We start from the raw sequence: 17,410 nt of genomic DNA, 5'->3' as shown, positions 1-17,410 counted from the left end.
GGTCAAGCCGGCGATGCGCCTCAGGCCCAGCCGCTCATCGAGGGGCTCCCAGCGGAGGTCGTGATGGGCGATGCGGCCTACGATTCCGATGCGTTGCGATCCGCGATCGCCGCAAAAGGCGCTCAAGCCGTCATTCCGAACAATCCCTCACGGGCAATCAAATATCCGCTCAACAAACCCCTCTATGCCGAGCGTCATCTGATCGAATGCTGCTTCTCGAAACTGAAGCGTTTCAGGCGCGTTGCTACGCGCTACGAAAAAACGGCACGAAATTACTTCGCCGTCGTCGCTATCGCCGCAACACTGCTCTGGCTAAGGTAATTGTCCACACGACCTAGGCGTCTGCGGAAGTGCAAACAGCGGCGCGCTGATTGCGTTGCTTGTCTGCGCACGCCTTATCCGGGCGACACTTACGCGCGCTCCGCGATGATCGCGAGCGCATCGGCGCCCTTGATTGGCGGATCGGTCGGTAACTTCAGGAAATCAGCGGGTGTGCCTGCGATTGCATGGTCGAGCAGCGCGCGATAGCGGCGGCGCGGGATTTCGAGCGCACCGAAGGTGCGCAGATGCTCGGTGACATATTGCGTATCGAGCAACTCGAAGCCGCCGGCGATCAGCCGCGCCACCAGATGCACCAGGGCGACTTTGGAGGCGTCGCGGGCCGTATGGAACATGCTCTCGCCGAAGAACGCGCGTCCCAGGCTGACGCCATAGAGACCACCCACCAGCTCGCCGTCCTGCCAGGCCTCGACGCTGTGGCAGTGGCCGAGCTTATGCAGCCCGACATAGAGTTCGCGGATGCGGTTGTTGATCCAGGTGTCCTCGCGTCCTTCGGCCGGCGCCGCGCAGCCGGCGATGACGGCCTTGAAAGCGGTGTTGACCGTCACGGTGAACACATCCGAACGCACGGTGCGCGCCAGCCGCGAGGTGATGCGAAAGCCGTTGAGCGGGATCACGCCGCGCATTTCGGGCTCGACCCAGAACAGGGTGGGGTCGTCGGCGCTCTCGGCCATCGGAAAGATGCCGCAGGCATAGGCACGGAGCAGCACGTCGGGCGTGATCTCGGATGCGGCAGAGTCGCGCGATGTCATGATTGCAGGATAGCAGGCGAGCGCGGGCGGCGCGATAGGGGCTGATGCAAGAGCATGGCCCGGAAAAGCGGAAGCCGGCTTTTCGAAAAGATCATGCTCAAACAACGGGATGAGATCACGATCCGATTTCGTCCAATCGGACCACGATTTAAAGGCTAGAGCATTTTCGGTTCTGATTGAATCAGAACCGAAGCTCTAGATTCTTGTTTTGACGCGTTTTCTTCACGCGAACCGGTATCCACTTCGCTCGAAAACGCTCTAGCTCGCGGCGGCGCTGGCGGATTTCGCCGTTGCGGCACTGGCGCGGGGAAAGCGCACCAGGATCCGCGTGCCGCTGTGGTCGGGATCGCGCTCGACGCTGGCCTCGAGCTTGGAGGCCATGGCGCTGACGATGCGCTGGCCGAGGCCTGTGGAACGCGGATCGGCCTTGACGTTGAGGCCGACGCCGTCATCGGAAATCGTCAGCACCAGATCGTCGCCCTCGGCCTTGAGCTCGACATGGATCGGGCCGGCGCCTTCGGGATAGGCGTATTTCACCGCATTCATCACCAGCTCGTTGACGATGATGCCGATCCCGACCGCGCGATCCGGATCGATTTCGATCGGTTCGGCCTTCAAGGTCAGCCGCGACATCCGGTTGCCTTCGGCCGAGCGGCGGAGATCTTCCAAGAGCGATTCCAGATACTGGTTCAACAGCACGCTCTTCAGGTCGTGGGAGGTGTAGAGGCGGCGGTGCACCTGGGCAACGGCGGCGACGCGGCCCATTGCGTTGGTGAGCGCGGCCTTGACGTCGTCCTGTGTCGCCGAACTCGCCTGCAGATGCAGGAGGGAGGCGATGATCTGCAGCGAGTTGCCGACGCGGTGATTGACCTCGCGGAGCAATACCTCGCGCTCGGCGGCGAGCGCGGCGAAGCGGTCGCGCGAGGCATGGATTTCAGCTTCCGCTTCGTCGCGCGCCCGCTGCAATTCCGCCTGGCGCAGCGCGCCGTTGACGGCGACCTGGAGCAGCGGAATGAACTCGCCGTGGATGTCCTTGACGAGATAGTCCGCCGCGCCGGCCTTCAGCGCGGTGACGGCGATCGCGGAATCCTGTGAAGCGGTGACGAACACGACCGGCGGCGCGTCAGGAATTTTCAGGATCTGTTCGAGCGTCTCGAGCCCGTCGAGGCCCGGCATGTACTGGTCGAGCGCGACCACGTCGATGCCGCCCTTGGCGATGCGGTCCAGTCCCTCCTGACCGCTCGCCGCATGCACCACCTTGAGCCCGAGCCGCGTCAGGCCGCGGTCGACGAGCCGCGCCAGCGCCTCGTCATCGTCGATATAGAGCAGGGTGGGGCTCGTGGTGCTCGTGGTGCTCATGCTATGGCTGGCGGAACCTGGATGACCGAGAAGAACAGTCCGAGCTGGCGAATCGCGTTGGCAAAGCTCTCGTAGTTCACCGGCTTCGTGATGTAGACGTTGCAGCCGAGCTCGTAGCATCGCTTGATCTCCTGCGAATCGTCCGTGGTGGTCAGCACCACCACAGGGGTCGACTTCAGGTGCTTGTTCTCCTTGACCCGCCTCAGGATATCGATGCCGGTCATGTCAGGCAGGTTGAGATCAAGCAGGATGAGCAGCGCCTGACCCTTTTGGTCTATGCCGCTTCCATCCGGGCCGAAGAGATAGCTGACCGCGTCTGTACCGTTCGTGAACGGCATGATCTCATTGTTGACACCGGATCGGCGAATATTCCGCTCAATCAGCCGCGCGTGGCCTTCATCGTCCTCGATCATGATGATGGTGACTGGATTGCTCATGAATCTGCCTTCCGGTTGGCGGCCCAGTTGACTGGAAGTGTTATCGTGAATGTGCTGCCCTTGTGAAGTTCTGAGGCGACCGACATGGTTCCCCCGAGACGCCGCACCAGCGTTCGCACATGCGCGAGGCCAATGCCCTGGCCGGGCTTGTCCTGGGTTCCCGCCCGGCGGAACAGGTCGAAGATGCGCTGGTGATCCTTGGGATCGATGCCGCGGCCGTTGTCGCTGATTTCGAAGATCGCAAAGCCGAGCTTGGTGCGCCCGCGGATCGCGATGTCGCCGGGAACACCGTCCCTCAGATATTTGAGCGCGTTGTCGATTAGATTGGAGAATATCTGCTCCAGCGCAAGACGGTCGCTGATGATATCAGGCAATGGCTCGACGCGGATTTGTGCATTCGCTTCGGCGGCCTGATGCGCCACGGTGGCGGCGATGCCCTCGATCAACTCACGGGTGTTGATCCGATCCGGACGAAATTCGCGCCGGCCCTCGCGCGTGAGATTGAGGATCGCGCTGATCAGGCGGTCCATCTTGGCGATCGAGGATTTGATGAAGCCGAGCGCCTCGGAGAAATCGTCGGAGAGCTGCTTGTCGGCGCCCTCGAGCGCAGGCTCGGCGCTGTCGGTGGCGTTCTCCGGGAGTGCCGCAGCTTCCGAGCCGATGTGGCTCAGGGCGGCGATCCGCTTGAAGATGTCGCCGCGCAGCTCGTCGAGCTCGCTGGTGAAGCCCATGATGTTGACGAGCGGCGAGCGCAGGTCGTGACTGACGATATAGGCGAAGCGCTGGATCTCGTCATTGGCTTCGCGCAGATCGGCGGTGCGCTCCTGGACACTGGTCTCAAGCGTGACGTTGAGGTCTCGCAGCTTGGTCTCGGCCTCATCGCGGACGCGCGTAGAACGGCGCACCTGGAACGCCGCGATCGCGCCAAGCGCGATCACGATGCACGACCCCGCGATGGTGACGGAGGACGCCAGTATCTGCGTGCGGTCGGCATTGGCCGTCCGCAGATCGAACAGCCGCCCTTCCTCGGCGTGCATCTTGTCCGTGATGTCGCGAATGATGGCATTGGTGTTGCCGGCGGCCGCTTCACGGACGAGCGCTGCGGCACTGGCCGGTTCGTCGCGCTTGATGAACTCCATTTCGCGCCTGAACTGATCGAGCCGGATGTCGATCGCCGCGCGCATCTTTTTCACGTTATCGACCTGATACGGATTGTCGGCTGCGAACCGCGCCAGCTTGTCCGCATAGGGGACGATGTTGGCCACGGCCTGCTCGTGATCGGTGAGGAATTCCGGCCAGCGGGTCAGCAGATAGGCGCGGGCCGCGCTTTCGGCACGGCGGAGCTCGAGCAGGAGGGCATTGATCTGGTTTTCCACCTCGACGGTGTGGACCACCAGGGCGCTGTCCTGGCGCGCCTTGTTCACTAGCAGGACGGAGGCGGCGCTGATCACGACCAGCACCAAAAGCCCCGCCGCGAGCAGCAGGATTTGCCCCAATGCGCGTCGGCGCTTGGCGTCAGACGTCACGGGTGCCTCGTGTCATGGATCCAGTGGAGTGCAAGCGGTCCTTGGGGTGGGAAATCCCGGTCCCTGCAAACGCACGGTTCCGCGCTTTGTTCCATCCGGGATGGAACTGATTGGCTGTCAGCCCACGTTTGGCTGCCCGGCGAGATACTGCTCCAGCCAGTGGATGTGATAGTCGCCATCGATGATGGACGGCTCGCGCACCAGCGCGCGGAACAGCGGCAGCGTGGTCTCGATGCCGTCGACCACCATCTCGTCCAGCGCCCGGCGCAGCCGCATCAGGCATTCGCCACGCGTCTTGCCGTGCACGATCAGCTTGCCGACGAGCGAGTCGTAATAGGGCGGGATAACGTAGCCCTGGTACACCGCGGAATCGATCCGCACACCCAGGCCGCCGGGCGGGTGGTACTGCGAGATGCGTCCAGGCGAAGGGCGGAAGGTCTGCGGGTTCTCCGCATTGATGCGGCATTCGATGGCGTGGCCGATGATCGCGACCTCGTCCTGCTTCGCCGGCAGGTCGCCGCCGGCGGCAATCCGGATCTGCTCGAGCACGAGATCGATATCGGTGATGCTCTCGGTGACGGGATGCTCGACCTGGATGCGGGTGTTCATCTCGATGAAATAGAACTCGCCGTCCTCGTAGAGGAATTCGATCGTGCCGGCGCCGAGATATTTCAGGTCCCGCATCGCCTTCGCGCAGGTCTCGCCGATCTTGGCGCGCTGGGCGGCCGAGAGGACCGGCGAGGGGCCTTCTTCCCAGACCTTCTGGTGGCGCCGCTGCAGCGAGCAGTCGCGCTCGCCGAGATGAATGGCGCCGCCGCGGCCGTCGCCGAGCACCTGGATCTCGATGTGGCGCGGCTTCTGCAGGTATTTCTCGAGATACACCGAGGCGTCGCCGAAAGCGGATCGCGCTTCGGCGGCGGCCGTCGAAAGCGCCAGCGCCAGATCGGCTTCGCTGTGCGCGACTTTCATGCCGCGCCCGCCGCCGCCGGCGGCGGCCTTCACCAGCACCGGGAAGCCGATCGAGCTGGCGATCGCCATTGCATCGTCATCGGAGCTTACGGCGCCGTCGGAGCCGGGAACGACGGGAATGCCGAGTCGCTTCGCGGTCTTCTTGGCCTCGATCTTGTCGCCCATCAGGCGGATGTGCTCGGCCTTCGGTCCGATGAAATGCAGATTGTGCTCGGCCAGGATCTCGGCGAAGCGGGCATTTTCGGAGAGGAAGCCGTAGCCGGGATGCACCGCTTCGGCGCCCGTGATCTCGCAGGCCGCGAGCAGCGCGGGAATGTTGAGATAGGAGTCCTTCGACGGCGGCGGCCCGATGCAGACGCTCTCGTCAGCGAGCCGCACATGCATAGCGTCCGCATCCGCGGTCGAATGCACGGCCACCGTCGAAATGCCGAGCTCCTTGCAGGCGCGCAGCACGCGCAGCGCGATTTCACCGCGGTTGGCTATCAGGATCTTGTCGAACATGGCGCCTCAGGAGGCGAGTGGCGAATGGCGAATAGCGAATGGGGCATTCTTTACCACTCGCTACTCGCCACTCACCATTCGCTATTCGATAATTACCAGCGGCTCGCCGAATTCGACCGGCTGGCCGTCCTCGACAAGGATCTGCGTCACGGTGCCCGCGCGCGGCGACGGAATCTGGTTCATCGTCTTCATCGCTTCGATGATCAGCAGCGTCTGTCCGGCGGTCACCTTGCTGCCGACCTCGATGAAGGGTTTTGCGCCCGGCTCCGGCGCCCAATAGGCGGTGCCGACCATGGGCGAGGGCACTGCGCCCGGATGTTTGGCGAGATCGGTTGCGGCTGCGGCAGCGGCGCCCACGGGGGCGGCCACCGGCATGGCCGGCGCGACGGCGGCCGGCACGGCTGCAGCAATGCTGATGTTGCGCGCGACGCGAAGCCGGACGCCCGCGCGCTCGATCTCGATCTCGGTCAGATTGGTCTCGTCGAGCAGGAGCGCGAGTTCGCGGATGAGCGCGGCGTCATCCTTGTCGTTCTCTTTGCCGGGCTTTGCGGCGGATTTGTCCTCAGGCTGGCGCGCCATGATCTTGGTCCGAAACTCTCTGTCTGATGACGGGGAATGCGTCAGGCTCTCGCCTTGGCGCCGATCCTGGCGGCGAGGCCTGATATCGCGAGGCGATAGCCATCGATGCCGAAGCCGCAAAGCGACGCAAAGGCGGCTTTAGCAGTGAAGGAATGATGCCGGAAGCTCTCGCGGGCATAAATGTTGCTGATATGCACTTCGACGGTCGGAATTTTCACCCCGACCAGCGCGTCATGCAGCGCGATCGAGGTATGGGAATAGGCCCCCGCATTGATGATGATGCCGACCGCCTGCTTCGCCTGCGCCTCATGGATGAAGTCGATCAGTTCGCCCTCGCGATTGGACTGCCGGCAGTCCGCGGTGAAGCCAAACTGGGCCGCGGTATCCCTGCAGAGCTTCTCGACATCGGCGAGCGTGGCATGGCCATAGGTCTCGGGCTCACGCGTCCCGAGCAGATTGAGGTTCGGGCCGTTGAGCACGTAGATCGTCGCGGCAGGAGCCTGGGCCATCCGGAATTCCAAGAAATAGCGCTAAAGCGTTTCGGGCAGGATCCTTTCGGAAACCGGGGGTTCCGGATCCTGCTCCAGGTCGCGGGTTTATAGGTAACAACGGACCCGAGGGAAAGCTTTAGGTTTGTCGGAAACCGGTTCAAACGGCTTGTTCAAGCTGTCAGATAACCCGGCTAACTCACGGAAAACGCTAATTAACCAACTTCTGTGGAAAAGCCCACGGGCGGTGGTGGGCGGTGGCCCGCCGTTCCGCCGTGACCGGCGGACAAGATAAAGCGAGGGCGGCTTGGGACCGCCCTCGCTGTTGGACCTGTCGTTAGCCCTCGATGATGTAGACGATCTCATGCGTCTCGGGACGCAGGATCACATAGCGGCCATTGACCAGGATGAAGTCATAACCGCGCCATTCCGGATAGATTTCGACGATCCGGGACGGAAGCGGGTGGAAACGCACGGTCGTAGGCACGGTGGCGCCGACCGATACGTTGAAGTTCACGTTCTTGACCTCCTCGACACGCTCCGACCTGATTGCGGAGGTGATCTGGGTCCGCTTCTCGGCCGGCGGAGCCGCAGTTGCCGAGGTCGCGGCGTTGCCGGTCGTGCTCTGCGAACGGCTGGTGTCGGTCGCGCCGCGCTGCGTTTCCGTGCCGGTCTTGTCGCGGCTCTCGGCGGCGGTACCGCCGCTCTTGTCGCGAGTCTCGGCATTCATGCGGTCACGATCACGACCTTCGCGGCCTTCAGCCTTCGTGTTGCTGCGGTCCTTCTCGCCCTTGGCCTTCTCGTTCTCAGAGCTCATGCTCTTCGACTTCTGGCCGGGCGTGGTGTCCTGCGCGTTCCTGTCGGCCGCACCACCTCTGTCGGAATCCGACCTCATGCCCGAAGAACTCGAGCCTTTGCCGGATTGCTCAGCGCCACTCGTACCGGTGGTGCCACCGCTATCGCGATTCATCGTGCCTGAAGACGCGCCGCCACCTGATGGCGAGCTGTGCTGCGTCGTAGCGCCGCCGCCGGACGACGGCGACTCGCGGCTCGTGCCGGTGCCCTGCGCATTCGCAAAGCCGGTTCCCGCGATCAAGGCCGCTGTCGCGACCGAAATCAACAAGCGGTTCGTCATTTCGATTCCTCCTCAAGAAGTCCTGCATTGCCCGCGCCGACAACGAAAGGAGGAGAGCGATGTTCCGAACCGATATCGGTTCCGCGCGGTTTGTTTTGTGAATGCGCGATGAACTCAAGTGTGCAGAACTGCACAAACAAAAAGGCCGGCTGCAGAGCCGGCCTTTTGCATCCGATGATATTGCTTTGCTGTTACGTCAGCACGTCGCCTTGCCGCAGCGGGCGATGCCGATCTTTTCCTTCAGATTCTCCAGCCCGACCGCGCCGATCACGACCTGCTTGCCGATCACGTAGCTCGGCGTGCCGTTCATGCCCATGGCTTCCGCGAGCTTGAAGTTCTCTTCGATGGTCGCCTTCGCTTCCGGGCCCGCCATGTCCTTCTCGAGCCTGGCCATATCGAGGCCGACTTCCTTGGCGACGGCCATCGCACGTGCCTTGTCGGCGGCGCCGCGGCCGCCGAGCAGCTTCTGATGGAAGTCGAGATATTTCTTCCCCGTCGGATCCTGCATGCGCACGGCGACAGCAACTTGCGCGGCTTCCACCGAGCCCTGGCTCAGCACCGGAAATTCCTTCAGCACGACTTTCAGCTTGGGATCGGCCTTCATGAGGTCGAGCATGTCGGTCATCGCGCGTTTGCAGTAACCGCAGTTGTAATCGAAGAATTCAACGAAGGTGACGTCGCCGTCCTTGTTGCCCAGCGTCACGCCGCGCGGCGAGTTGAAGATTACATTCGCGTTCTGCTCGATGCTCGCCTGATGCTTCTCTGCCTCGGCCGCGGCCTGGCGCTTGGTCAGCTCGGTCATCGCCTCCTCGAGCACCTCGGGATGCGTGATCAGGTAATTACGCACGATGCTCTCGATGTCGCTGCGTTGCGTATCGGAGAAGCCCTGCGCGGATGCGGGCAACGAGGCGCCTGCGAGCGCTGCGGCGAGCAGGGCGGAAGCGAGAAAACGGAGCGGGCGCATGGGCAAATCCTTATGCAGTTTGGCAATCGTTGTAGACGATTTACGTTGATGGTTAGTTGTTTTTCTGACCCGGCAGCGGCCGGGCGCTCACAATATCGTCAGCCTTGACCCAACCGGGGGTTCCGATGGCAAAGCGCGTCTTGGCGCGCGAGGCCAGTTCGCGCGCGGTCTTGCTATCGCCGCGCAGATAAGCGGCCTGCGCGGAGGCGAGGTCGGCCTGCGCGTAATCGCCCTTGCGGCCATAGGCCATGGCGAGCTGCATATAGCCGATCGGCGCCTCGCTCTCGCGCGCCACCGCGGCGCGCAGGATGTTGATGGCTTCATCGGTGTAGGCGTTGTTGTTGGTCGCGACCAGCGCCTGGCCGAGCAGCATCTCGATCAGGGGTGCGTTGCTGGAGAGCTGCACCGCCCTGCGCAATGGCGCGATCGCCTCAGCCGGCCTGCCGCCCTCGAGCAGCGCCTGGCCGCGCAGTTCGTAGAAATAGGCGTTGTTGGGCTGCGCCTGGATCAGGCCGTCGATCTGGGCAAGCGCGCTACGGAGATCGCCGTGCAGATAGGTCGAGATCGCTCGTGCGTAGCGGGCGGGTAGGCTGTTGTTGGAGGAGGGATAGCGGCGATAGACGGTGTCCGGCCGCTCCATGAAGGCGGAGATCTTGGCGCGCACCATGTCGTGGCGCATTTGCAGCGCCGGATCGTCCTTCTTGTCCCAATAGGGGCTGGATCGTGCGATTTCCGCCAGCGCCGCCACGCGGTCAGCGGGCATCGGGTGCGACATGAGATAGGGATCGGCGCCGCGCGCCGCAAACAGGCTCTCGTCGGTGAAGCGCTTGAACGTATCGTACATGCCCTTGGCGGACTGGCCGGTCGCGGTCAGGAATTTCACGCCGGCGCGGTCGGCGTTCTCTTCCTGCTGGCGCTGATAGGAGAGCAGCGTTCGGCGGACCACTTCCTGCGGCGCAGCCACCGCTGCCGCACCGGCATTGGCGAGGCCGTTGTTGCCACCGCCGCTGCGTGCGCCTGCGACCATCGCGCCGGCGCCGAGCAGCATGGCAATGATCATCTGGGTCTGCGCCTGCGCCAGTTGCTCGCGGAGCTTTGCGAGATGGCCGCCGGCGAGATGTCCTGTTTCGTGCGCGAGCACGCCGATGATCTGGTTCGGCGTCTCCGACTGCATGAGCGCGCCGTAATTGACGAAGATGCGCCGGCCGTCAGCAACGAAAGCGTTGAAGCTGCTGTCGTTGATGATGACCATCTGGATATTCTGCTTCTCCAGTCCCGCGCTGCGCAGGATCGGCCTGGTGTAGTCGCGGAGCAATTGCTCGGCCTCGGTGTCGCGCAGGATCGGCGGACCCTTGTTCTGCTGCGCCAGCGCCATCGTCGGCGCAACCGCCAGCGCGATTGCGGTGGCGAGCGCAGTCAATTTCAGGGTCTTCCTGCGAAGCGCTAAACGGAGCAGCATGGAGCGGTCTTAGCGATTGGCGACGGGCCACAGACACTATATGCCCTAACAAACCGCCGAATGCGGCCAGTCTGGGGCGCAACCGGTCGTTACGGAACCCGAAACCGGCGACGCCGGCCCAAATAGCAGATATCCATGCTCGAAGCGACACTTAGAGACCGCGTGAATCACCTTTTGACCGCCTCGGGACGGAGCGAGGTTCCGCCCTTCATGGTGATGGACGTGATGGCGGCGGCCGCACGAATCGAGGCGGCGGGCGGCCATGTGATCCATATGGAGGTCGGCCAGCCTGCGGCGCCGGCGCCGCAGGTGGCGATTGCGGCCGCCCGCGCGGCGCTCGATGATGGACGGATCGACTATACCTCCGCGCTCGGCATTCCCTCGCTGCGCGCGCGCATCGCGCGGCATTATCGCGAGACGTATGGATGCGAGGTCGATGCCGAGCGCATCGTGGTCACGACGGGTTCGTCGGGTGGTTTCATCCTGGCGTTTCTCGCGATGTTCGAGCCGGGCGATCGCGTAGCGGTCACGGTGCCCGGCTATCCGCCATACCGGCATATCCTGACCGCGCTCGGCTGCGAGCCGGTGCTGATCGAGACGACGAACGAGACGCGGCATGCGCTGACCGGCGAGGCGTTGCTGGATGCGCATCGCAAGGCGCCGCTCAAGGGCGTTCTGGTGGGCAGCCCCGCCAATCCGACCGGCACGATGATGTCGCGCGATGCGCTCGCAAGCCTGATGGCGGCAGCCGAGAGCGCCGGCATCCGCTTCATCTCGGATGAGATCTATCACGGGCTCGACTACGCGTTTCCGGCGGTGACGGCAGCCGAACTGTCCCCACACGCCCTCGTGATCAATTCGTTCTCGAAATATTTCTGCATGACCGGTTGGCGGGTCGGCTGGATAGTCGTGCCCGAGCCGCTGGTGCGCCCGATCGAGCGGTTACAGCAGAATCTCTCGATATCGGTGCCAACGCTGTCGCAAATCGCAGCCGAAGCCGCGTTCGATGGCCGCGAAGAGATGGAAGCGATCAAGCGCGGCTATCAGGAAAACCGGCGCATCCTGATCGAGGGGCTGCCGAAGGCGGGGCTGACCAAGTTCCTGCCCGCGGATGGTGCATTCTACCTCTATGCCGATGTGTCGGACTTTACGGCCGACAGCTTCGAATTTGCCCGCGACATGCTGGAAAAGGCCCATGTCGCGGCGACGCCGGGCGTCGATTTCGATCCGATTCATGGCCGCGCCTTCATCCGTTTTTCCTATGCGCGGTCCGCAGAGGAGATGCAGGAAGCGGTTGCGCGGATCGCTGGTTGGCTTAAATAGCGCGCCAGTTTGTCACACCCCGGAGTTGGCCTTGTCAGTCAGATCGGTATCGGATTCCGCCGCCACCAGGCATTTTCCCCTTGCTTCGGTGCTGTGGCCGAACCGGTCGGATGAATTCTCCGGACTGTTGAGCGGGCCCGTCCTGCAGACCGCGCGCCGGCTCGCCGAGCGCCGCACGTAACAGGGCCTGGGCCCAGCCCATCATCGATCAATCTGATTTTTGAGACGGTCATCCCCGCATAGCCCGGCGGATCGGCCTTCCGCATCTTCGAGTAGGAGTGAGAGTCATGGCAACGATTGCGACGAGCGGGCCTGCTGAGGCCAGCACATCAAAACCGTGGTACCGAATCCTCTATGTCCAGGTGCTGATCGCGATCGTGCTGGGCATCGTGGTCGGCTGGCTGTGGCCGAGCCTTGCCACCAACGACTGGATCAAGGCGCTTGGTGACGGCTTCATCAAGCTGATCAAGATGGTGATCGCTCCGATCATCTTCTGCACGGTGGTCTCGGGCATCTCCCATATCCAGGACGCCAGCAAGGTCGGCCGCGTCGGCGTCAAGGCACTGGTTTATTTCGAGATCGTCTCCACCTTCGCGCTGATCCTCGGCCTGATCATGGGCAACCTGTTCCAGATCGGCCATGGGCTCGCCGCCAAGCCGGACGCCGCAGCGGTCGCCAGCTACGTCAAGCAGGCGGAAGCGCAGAAGAGCGTCGATTTCGTCCTCAACATCATCCCCGACAGCGTGTTCGGCGCGTTCGCGCGCGGCGACATCCTGCAGGTGCTGCTGTTCGCGATCCTGTTCGGCTTCGCGCTGATGGCGATGGGCAAGCGCGGCGAGCGGCTGCGCGACATCATCGACGATGGCGCGCATGCGGTGTTTGGCGTGATCAGCATCGTCATGAAGGCGGCGCCGGTCGGCGCGTTCGGCGCGATGGCCTTCACCATCGGCAAGTTCGGTCCCGCAGCGCTCGGTAACCTGATTGGCCTGATCGGGCTGTTCTACGCCACTGCCGCCCTGTTCGTGGTCCTCGTGCTCGGCCTGATCGCGCGGGTGATGGGCTTCAGCATCTTCAAGTTCATCGCCTACATCAAGGATGAGCTATTGATCGTGCTTGGCACCAGTTCGTCCGAGAGCGCGCTGCCGCAATTGATGGAGAAACTGGAGCGGCTCGGCTGCTCCAAGCCGGTGGTCGGGCTGGTGGTGCCGACCGGCTATTCCTTCAATCTCGACGGCACCAACATCTACATGACGCTGGCGACGCTGTTCATCGCGCAGGCGCTGGGTGTCGATCTCACCTTCGGCCAGCAACTGACCATCCTGGTCGTGGCGATGCTGACCTCGAAGGGCGCGAGCGGCGTCACCGGCGCGGGCTTCATCACGCTCGCGGCGACGCTGACCGTGGTCAATCCGGCTCTGGTGCCGGGCATGGCTATCGTATTCTCGATCGACAAGTTCATGAGCGAGGTGCGAGCGCTGACCAACATCACCGGCAACGGCATCGCCGCGGTGTTCGTCTCATGGTGGGAGGGCGAGCTCAACCACAAGAAGCTGCACGCCAACCTGAACAAGCAGATCGATCCGTCAGACGTCGAGACGGCGATCACCACGGGGTGAGGAGCTTGCGTAGCCCGGGTGAAGCGGAACGCGTAACCCGGGGCACCTGTGTCTGGTATTTGCGAGCAGTCCCGGGTTCCGCTGACGCTTCACCCGGGCTACGCGCTCTTCCAGAGCTCCGGTTCCGATTAAATCAGAACCGAAGCTCTAGATTCTTGTTTTGACGCGTTTTCTTCACGCGAACCGGTATCCACTTCGCTCGAAAACGCTCTAACCGCCACCAAAGCGGCGCGACCACCAGCCGGCCTTGCGCGGCGAGGCTTCGGTCGTTGCTGCAGGGGCGGGCTCTGCGATCGCCGCGGGAGCAGGCTCTGCCGGCGGAATCGGCTGGGGCTCGCTCTCCACCACGACGGGCGTGGGCTCGGGCTGAGAGCCGAAGCTCACTTTCTCGCGCACGGTCGAGCGGCGACGTGTCGCGCGATCGTTCTCCGGCGTGGTCTCATCCGGAGCGGAGACGCCCACCGGCTCCGGCTGCCGGCTCTCGGCCAGCTGTGGCTCGATCTCTGCTGCGACCGGCTCGATCTCCGCGACCAGCTCGGGCTCTGCGACTGGTTCTTCGAGCTGTACCAGTGTCTGTGCGGGCTCGGGCGAACCGCCGTCGAAATCGGCGACAGCCTCCGCTGCTTCCGGCTCCGCGCGCGGGCCGAGCTCATCGGCAATAGAGGCGGCAAGACCCTCATCGGCGCCATGAGCACCGCCACGGCGACGGCGTCCGCCGCGACGTCCACGCCGCCGCGGACGGCGTTCGCCGTTCTGGCCTTCACCACGAGCGAAAGCCGACTGCTCCTCGCTCTCGTCCTCGTCGGTCTCGACTTCCTCGGCAGCAATGCCGTCGTCGGTCTCGGGCGCAAGCGGCAACGCCTCGCCATCCTCGCGCGGCACGCCGGCCTCGCGGGCTTCGCCACTGCGGCCGCGCCGCCGTCGGCGCCGCCGGCGGCGCCGACCATCGGCGTCTTCGCCGGCGCCCGTTTCGTCGCCCAGGCCTTCCGTCTCCTCGGTCTCGATCTCCGCCTCGATGTCGAACGGCTCCTCGTCGTCATAGGACTCTTCGAGCTGCTGCGGCGCGGACGCGGCTTGCGCTGCAAGCAGCGCCTTGGCGGCTTCGAGCGTGTGCACCTGCTCGCCGCGGTCGATGACGTAGGACTGCTGGCCGCTCACGGTCGCATCCGCCGCCACCGAGATCTGGACCTTGAAGGCGGTTTCGAGATCGCGCAGATGGCCGCGCTTGTGGTTGAGGACGTAGAGCGCGACGTCGGTGCGGGTGCGCACCACGAGATTGTGCGTCGCGCCCTTCATCAGGATTTCCTCGATGCCGCGCAGAAGCTGCAGCGCCACCGATGAGACCGAGCGGACATGGCCGGAGCCGCCGCAATGCGGGCAGGGCTCGGTCGAGCTTTCGAGCACGCTGGCGCGGATACGCTGGCGCGACATCTCGAGCAGGCCGAAATGCGAGATGCGCCCGACCTGGATGCGCGCGCGATCCTGCCGCAAGCAGTCAGAGAGCTTGCGCTCGACCGCGCGGTTGTTGCGCTTCTCGTCCATGTCGATGAAGTCGATGACGATCAGGCCCGCGAGGTCGCGCAAGCGCAGCTGCCGCGCGACTTCCTCCGCCGCTTCGAGATTGGTCTTGAGCGCGGTGTCCTCGATGTGATGCTCGCGCGTGGCGCGGCCGGAGTTGACGTCGATCGAGACCAGCGCCTCGGTCTGGTTGATGACGATGTAGCCGCCGGAGCGTAGCTGCACGGTCGGGGAGAACATCGCGTCGAGCTGACTCTCGACGCCCATCCGCGAGAACAAAGGCTGGCCGTCGCGGTACTGTTTCACCGCGCGCACGTTCTCCGGCATCAGCATCTTCATGAAGTCGCGCGCTTCGCGGTAGCCGGCTTCACCAGCAACCATGATCTCGTCGATCTCCTTGTTGTAGAGGTCGCGCAGCGAGCGCTTGATCAGCGACCCTTCCTCGTAGACGAGGGTGGGGGCCTGCGACTTCAGGGTCAGGTCGCGCACGGTTTCCCACATGCGGATCAGATATTCGAAGTCGCGCTTGATCTCCTGCTTCGAACGCGCGGCGCCGGCGGTGCGCAGGATGATGCCCATGCCCTCGGGCACGTCGAGATCCTGCACCACTTCCTTCAGCCGCGAGCGGTCCTGGGCCGAGGTGATCTTGCGGCTGATGCCGCCACCGCGCGCGGTGTTGGGCATCAGCACTGCGTAGCGGCCTGCGAGCGAAAGATACGTCGTCAGCGCCGCGCCCTTGTTGCCGCGTTCTTCCTTGACGACCTGCACCAGCATCACCTGCCGGCGCTTGATGACTTCCTGGATCTTGTACTGGCGGCGCGGACGGAAGGTGCGCTCCGGCACCTCCTCGAGCACGTCGTCGCCGCCGACGGATTCGACGACTTCCTCTTCTTCTTCTTCGCCGTCTTCGCCGTCTTCGCCTTCTTCGTCGTCCTCATCGTCATGCGCGTCGTCGCCGAGCGGCTCGGCGCCATGCTCGTCGTGCGGCGCAGCCTCAGCGACGAGTTCCGCGGGGGTACGCTCCTCGGACGCCGGATGCTCCTCGCTCGGTTCCGCGGTTCGTTCCGCGTCCTCGGCATGGGCGGCGTTTTCCTCGACCTGCTCCTCGCGGGCGCGCTCAGGCTCGTGGTTCACCTCGACCTCGGCGCCGGCATCGGGAGCCGCAGTGGCGACCGATGCCTCTACCGCGGCAACAACCGGGTCGGGCTGCGCTTCGGTTGCGGCGGTTTCACTCGGCGCGGGCGCATCATCACGGTCGTCATGAGCACGAGGGTCGTCATGAGCATGTACGTGTTCGCCGTGCTCGCGCCCGTCATGATCATGCTCATCGCGATGATCGTGCTCGTCAGCATGCACGTGATCGTCAGGATGCTCGTGTGCTTCGTGCTCGTGGTGTTCATGCGCTTCGGCTTCGAGGTCGTGATGCTCGACCTCCGCATGAAGCGCGTGTTCCTCATCGGCTTGTGGATCGAGCCGCTCGGCGCCCTCGACGACCTCGCTCTGCACGCGTTCGCCATGGCCGCGGCGGCGGGCATTGCGGTGGCGGGAGCGGCGGCGGTGCGGCCGGCTTTCGCTCTCCTCCTCGGCCTCGCGATGAGCGCGTTCTTCGGCCTCGATCAGCGCCTGACGGTCGGCGACCGGGATCTGGTAATAGTCGGGATGGATTTCGCTGAAGGCAAGGAAGCCATGGCGGTTGCCGCCATACTCGATGAAGGCCGCCTGCAGTGACGGCTCTACGCGCGTTACCTTGGCGAGGTAAATATTGCCGCGCAGTTGCTTGCGTTGGGCAGTCTCGAAATCAAATTCTTCGACGCGATTGCCGCGGACCACGACGACCCGGGTCTCTTCCGGGTGGGTGGCATCGATCAACATCTTGTTGGGCATTTTGGAGCTCTTGAAGGCGGCGGGCGCGGTGCATGGCGCGCGCAAATTGCGCCGCCCGGTGACGCGACGGTCCACCTGATTCGGGGGTGAGGGGAAGGCCAAAACGCAAATCGGAGCGCCGTGCGAAGCCCCCTCCCACCGGAACAAAGCGGCGTGCAGAGCTTTCGCCTCGCGTAGTCGCGATTGTCTGGGGGGTGTTGGTCGGCAACACAGTCTGGCGCATTAAGCGGTTGGCCCGTCTGAACATATTTTGGCGGCAAGAATACCGCCGCATCCTTCGCTGAAGGCCCGGCGCGGCGCGAATGCGCTCGCCGGCCAATCGCATATCTGGCCCCTTGTTTGACCATGATCGTTTCGAAAAACCGGTAGCCGGTTCTCCGGATCATGCTTTAGGGCCGAATAATCAGTCCTGCCGTGTCTCAAACCGCCCCGTGCCACACAGAATGTGTCTGGGGCCGGACGCCGCTCGGGCTCAAACCCGCCACTCCATGTCAGCCGCGCGCAGCGCTGGCTGGGGAGGGACCGGGAAAAAACGCTGGCTCCTTCGGGCTTGAAGGTTCC

General features: G+C 63.9%; 16 protein-coding genes. 5 read left to right on the top strand and 11 right to left on the bottom strand.

All coding sequences use genetic code 11. From position 1 onward, the window contains the following. On the top strand, window positions 1-321 hold a 321-nt coding region (locus tag K288_RS0130370), incomplete at its 5' end, for an IS5/IS1182 family transposase (RefSeq protein ID WP_027582944.1). An 89-nt stretch (window positions 322-410) separates the two neighbouring features. Here the strand turns inward: K288_RS0130370 and aat are convergent. The 10 genes from aat to K288_RS0130320 all read right to left on the bottom strand — a co-directional run bounded on the left by aat (window position 411) and on the right by K288_RS0130320 (window position 10,508). Continuing rightward, window positions 411-1,091 carry a leucyl/phenylalanyl-tRNA--protein transferase gene (aat, locus tag K288_RS0130365; protein WP_027582943.1) on the bottom strand — a complete coding sequence of 227 codons (681 nt, stop codon included), beginning with the start codon at window positions 1,089-1,091 and terminating at the stop codon, window positions 411-413. Window positions 1,092-1,349: 258 nt separating this feature from the next. Further along, a complete protein-coding gene (locus K288_RS0130360; protein ID WP_027582942.1) occupies window positions 1,350-2,450 on the bottom strand; it encodes a response regulator in 1,101 nt (366 codons plus the stop codon). Then, window positions 2,447-2,887: a response regulator gene (locus tag K288_RS0130355; protein ID WP_027582941.1), complete on the bottom strand. Its 441-nt coding sequence runs from the start codon at window positions 2,885-2,887 to the stop codon at window positions 2,447-2,449. Before K288_RS0130355 ends, K288_RS0130360 begins: the two co-directional genes overlap by 4 nt. Beyond that, on the bottom strand, window positions 2,884-4,413 hold the full coding sequence (locus tag K288_RS0130350) for a CHASE3 domain-containing protein (RefSeq protein ID WP_027582940.1): 1,530 nt from the start codon (window positions 4,411-4,413) through the stop codon (window positions 2,884-2,886). Before K288_RS0130350 ends, K288_RS0130355 begins: the two co-directional genes overlap by 4 nt. Window positions 4,414-4,530: 117 nt before the next feature. Then, window positions 4,531-5,883, bottom strand: coding sequence for an acetyl-CoA carboxylase biotin carboxylase subunit (gene accC, locus K288_RS0130345; RefSeq protein WP_027582939.1), 1,353 nt, complete (start codon window positions 5,881-5,883; stop codon window positions 4,531-4,533). Between the two features lie 81 nt (window positions 5,884-5,964). Then, the gene (gene accB / locus K288_RS0130340) at window positions 5,965-6,462 is read right to left on the bottom strand and encodes an acetyl-CoA carboxylase biotin carboxyl carrier protein (protein WP_027582938.1); all 498 of its coding nucleotides are present in this window, start codon (window positions 6,460-6,462) and stop codon (window positions 5,965-5,967) included. Between the two features lie 41 nt (window positions 6,463-6,503). Continuing rightward, a complete protein-coding gene (gene aroQ, locus K288_RS0130335) occupies window positions 6,504-6,971 on the bottom strand; it encodes a type II 3-dehydroquinate dehydratase (RefSeq protein WP_027582937.1) in 468 nt (155 codons plus the stop codon). Between the two features lie 316 nt (window positions 6,972-7,287). Continuing rightward, on the bottom strand, window positions 7,288-8,085 hold the full coding sequence (locus K288_RS0130330; RefSeq protein WP_027582936.1) for a DUF1236 domain-containing protein: 798 nt from the start codon (window positions 8,083-8,085) through the stop codon (window positions 7,288-7,290). A gap of 196 nt (window positions 8,086-8,281) precedes the next feature. Further along, window positions 8,282-9,049, bottom strand: coding sequence for a DsbA family protein (locus tag K288_RS0130325; RefSeq protein WP_027582935.1), 768 nt, complete (start codon window positions 9,047-9,049; stop codon window positions 8,282-8,284). Window positions 9,050-9,101: 52 nt separating this feature from the next. After that, the gene (locus K288_RS0130320; RefSeq protein WP_027582934.1) at window positions 9,102-10,508 is read right to left on the bottom strand and encodes a M48 family metalloprotease; all 1,407 of its coding nucleotides are present in this window, start codon (window positions 10,506-10,508) and stop codon (window positions 9,102-9,104) included. Window positions 10,509-10,643: 135 nt separating this feature from the next. On the opposite strand from K288_RS0130320, the gene K288_RS0130315 reads away from it, so the two are divergent. The 3 genes from K288_RS0130315 (at window position 10,644) to dctA (ending at window position 13,447) form a co-directional block, all read left to right on the top strand. Further along, window positions 10,644-11,831 (top strand): aminotransferase class I/II-fold pyridoxal phosphate-dependent enzyme, encoded by a 1,188-nt coding sequence (locus K288_RS0130315; protein ID WP_027582933.1) that lies wholly within the window; start codon window positions 10,644-10,646, stop codon window positions 11,829-11,831. 31 nt (window positions 11,832-11,862) lie between these two features. Then, a complete protein-coding gene (locus K288_RS53745; protein ID WP_160169022.1) occupies window positions 11,863-12,012 on the top strand; it encodes a hypothetical protein in 150 nt (49 codons plus the stop codon). Window positions 12,013-12,118: 106 nt separating this feature from the next. Further along, a complete protein-coding gene (gene dctA / locus K288_RS0130305) occupies window positions 12,119-13,447 on the top strand; it encodes a C4-dicarboxylate transporter DctA (RefSeq protein WP_027582932.1) in 1,329 nt (442 codons plus the stop codon). Window positions 13,448-13,657: 210 nt separating this feature from the next. On the opposite strand, the gene K288_RS0130300 is transcribed toward dctA, so the two are convergent. After that, window positions 13,658-16,837: a ribonuclease E/G gene (locus K288_RS0130300; RefSeq protein WP_244443307.1), complete on the bottom strand. Its 3,180-nt coding sequence runs from the start codon at window positions 16,835-16,837 to the stop codon at window positions 13,658-13,660. Between K288_RS0130300 and K288_RS54945 the strand changes: the two genes are divergently transcribed. Continuing rightward, window positions 16,748-16,939: a hypothetical protein gene (locus K288_RS54945; RefSeq protein WP_244443309.1), complete on the top strand. Its 192-nt coding sequence runs from the start codon at window positions 16,748-16,750 to the stop codon at window positions 16,937-16,939. The two genes, K288_RS0130300 and K288_RS54945, sit on opposite strands and share 90 nt — an antisense overlap. Window positions 16,940-17,410 lie beyond the last annotated feature (471 nt).

The sequence above is a fragment of the Bradyrhizobium sp. Ai1a-2 genome (assembly GCF_000426245.1).
Taxonomy (GTDB): domain Bacteria; phylum Pseudomonadota; class Alphaproteobacteria; order Rhizobiales; family Xanthobacteraceae; genus Bradyrhizobium.
This window is presented reverse-complemented; position numbering and strand designations above follow the sequence as displayed.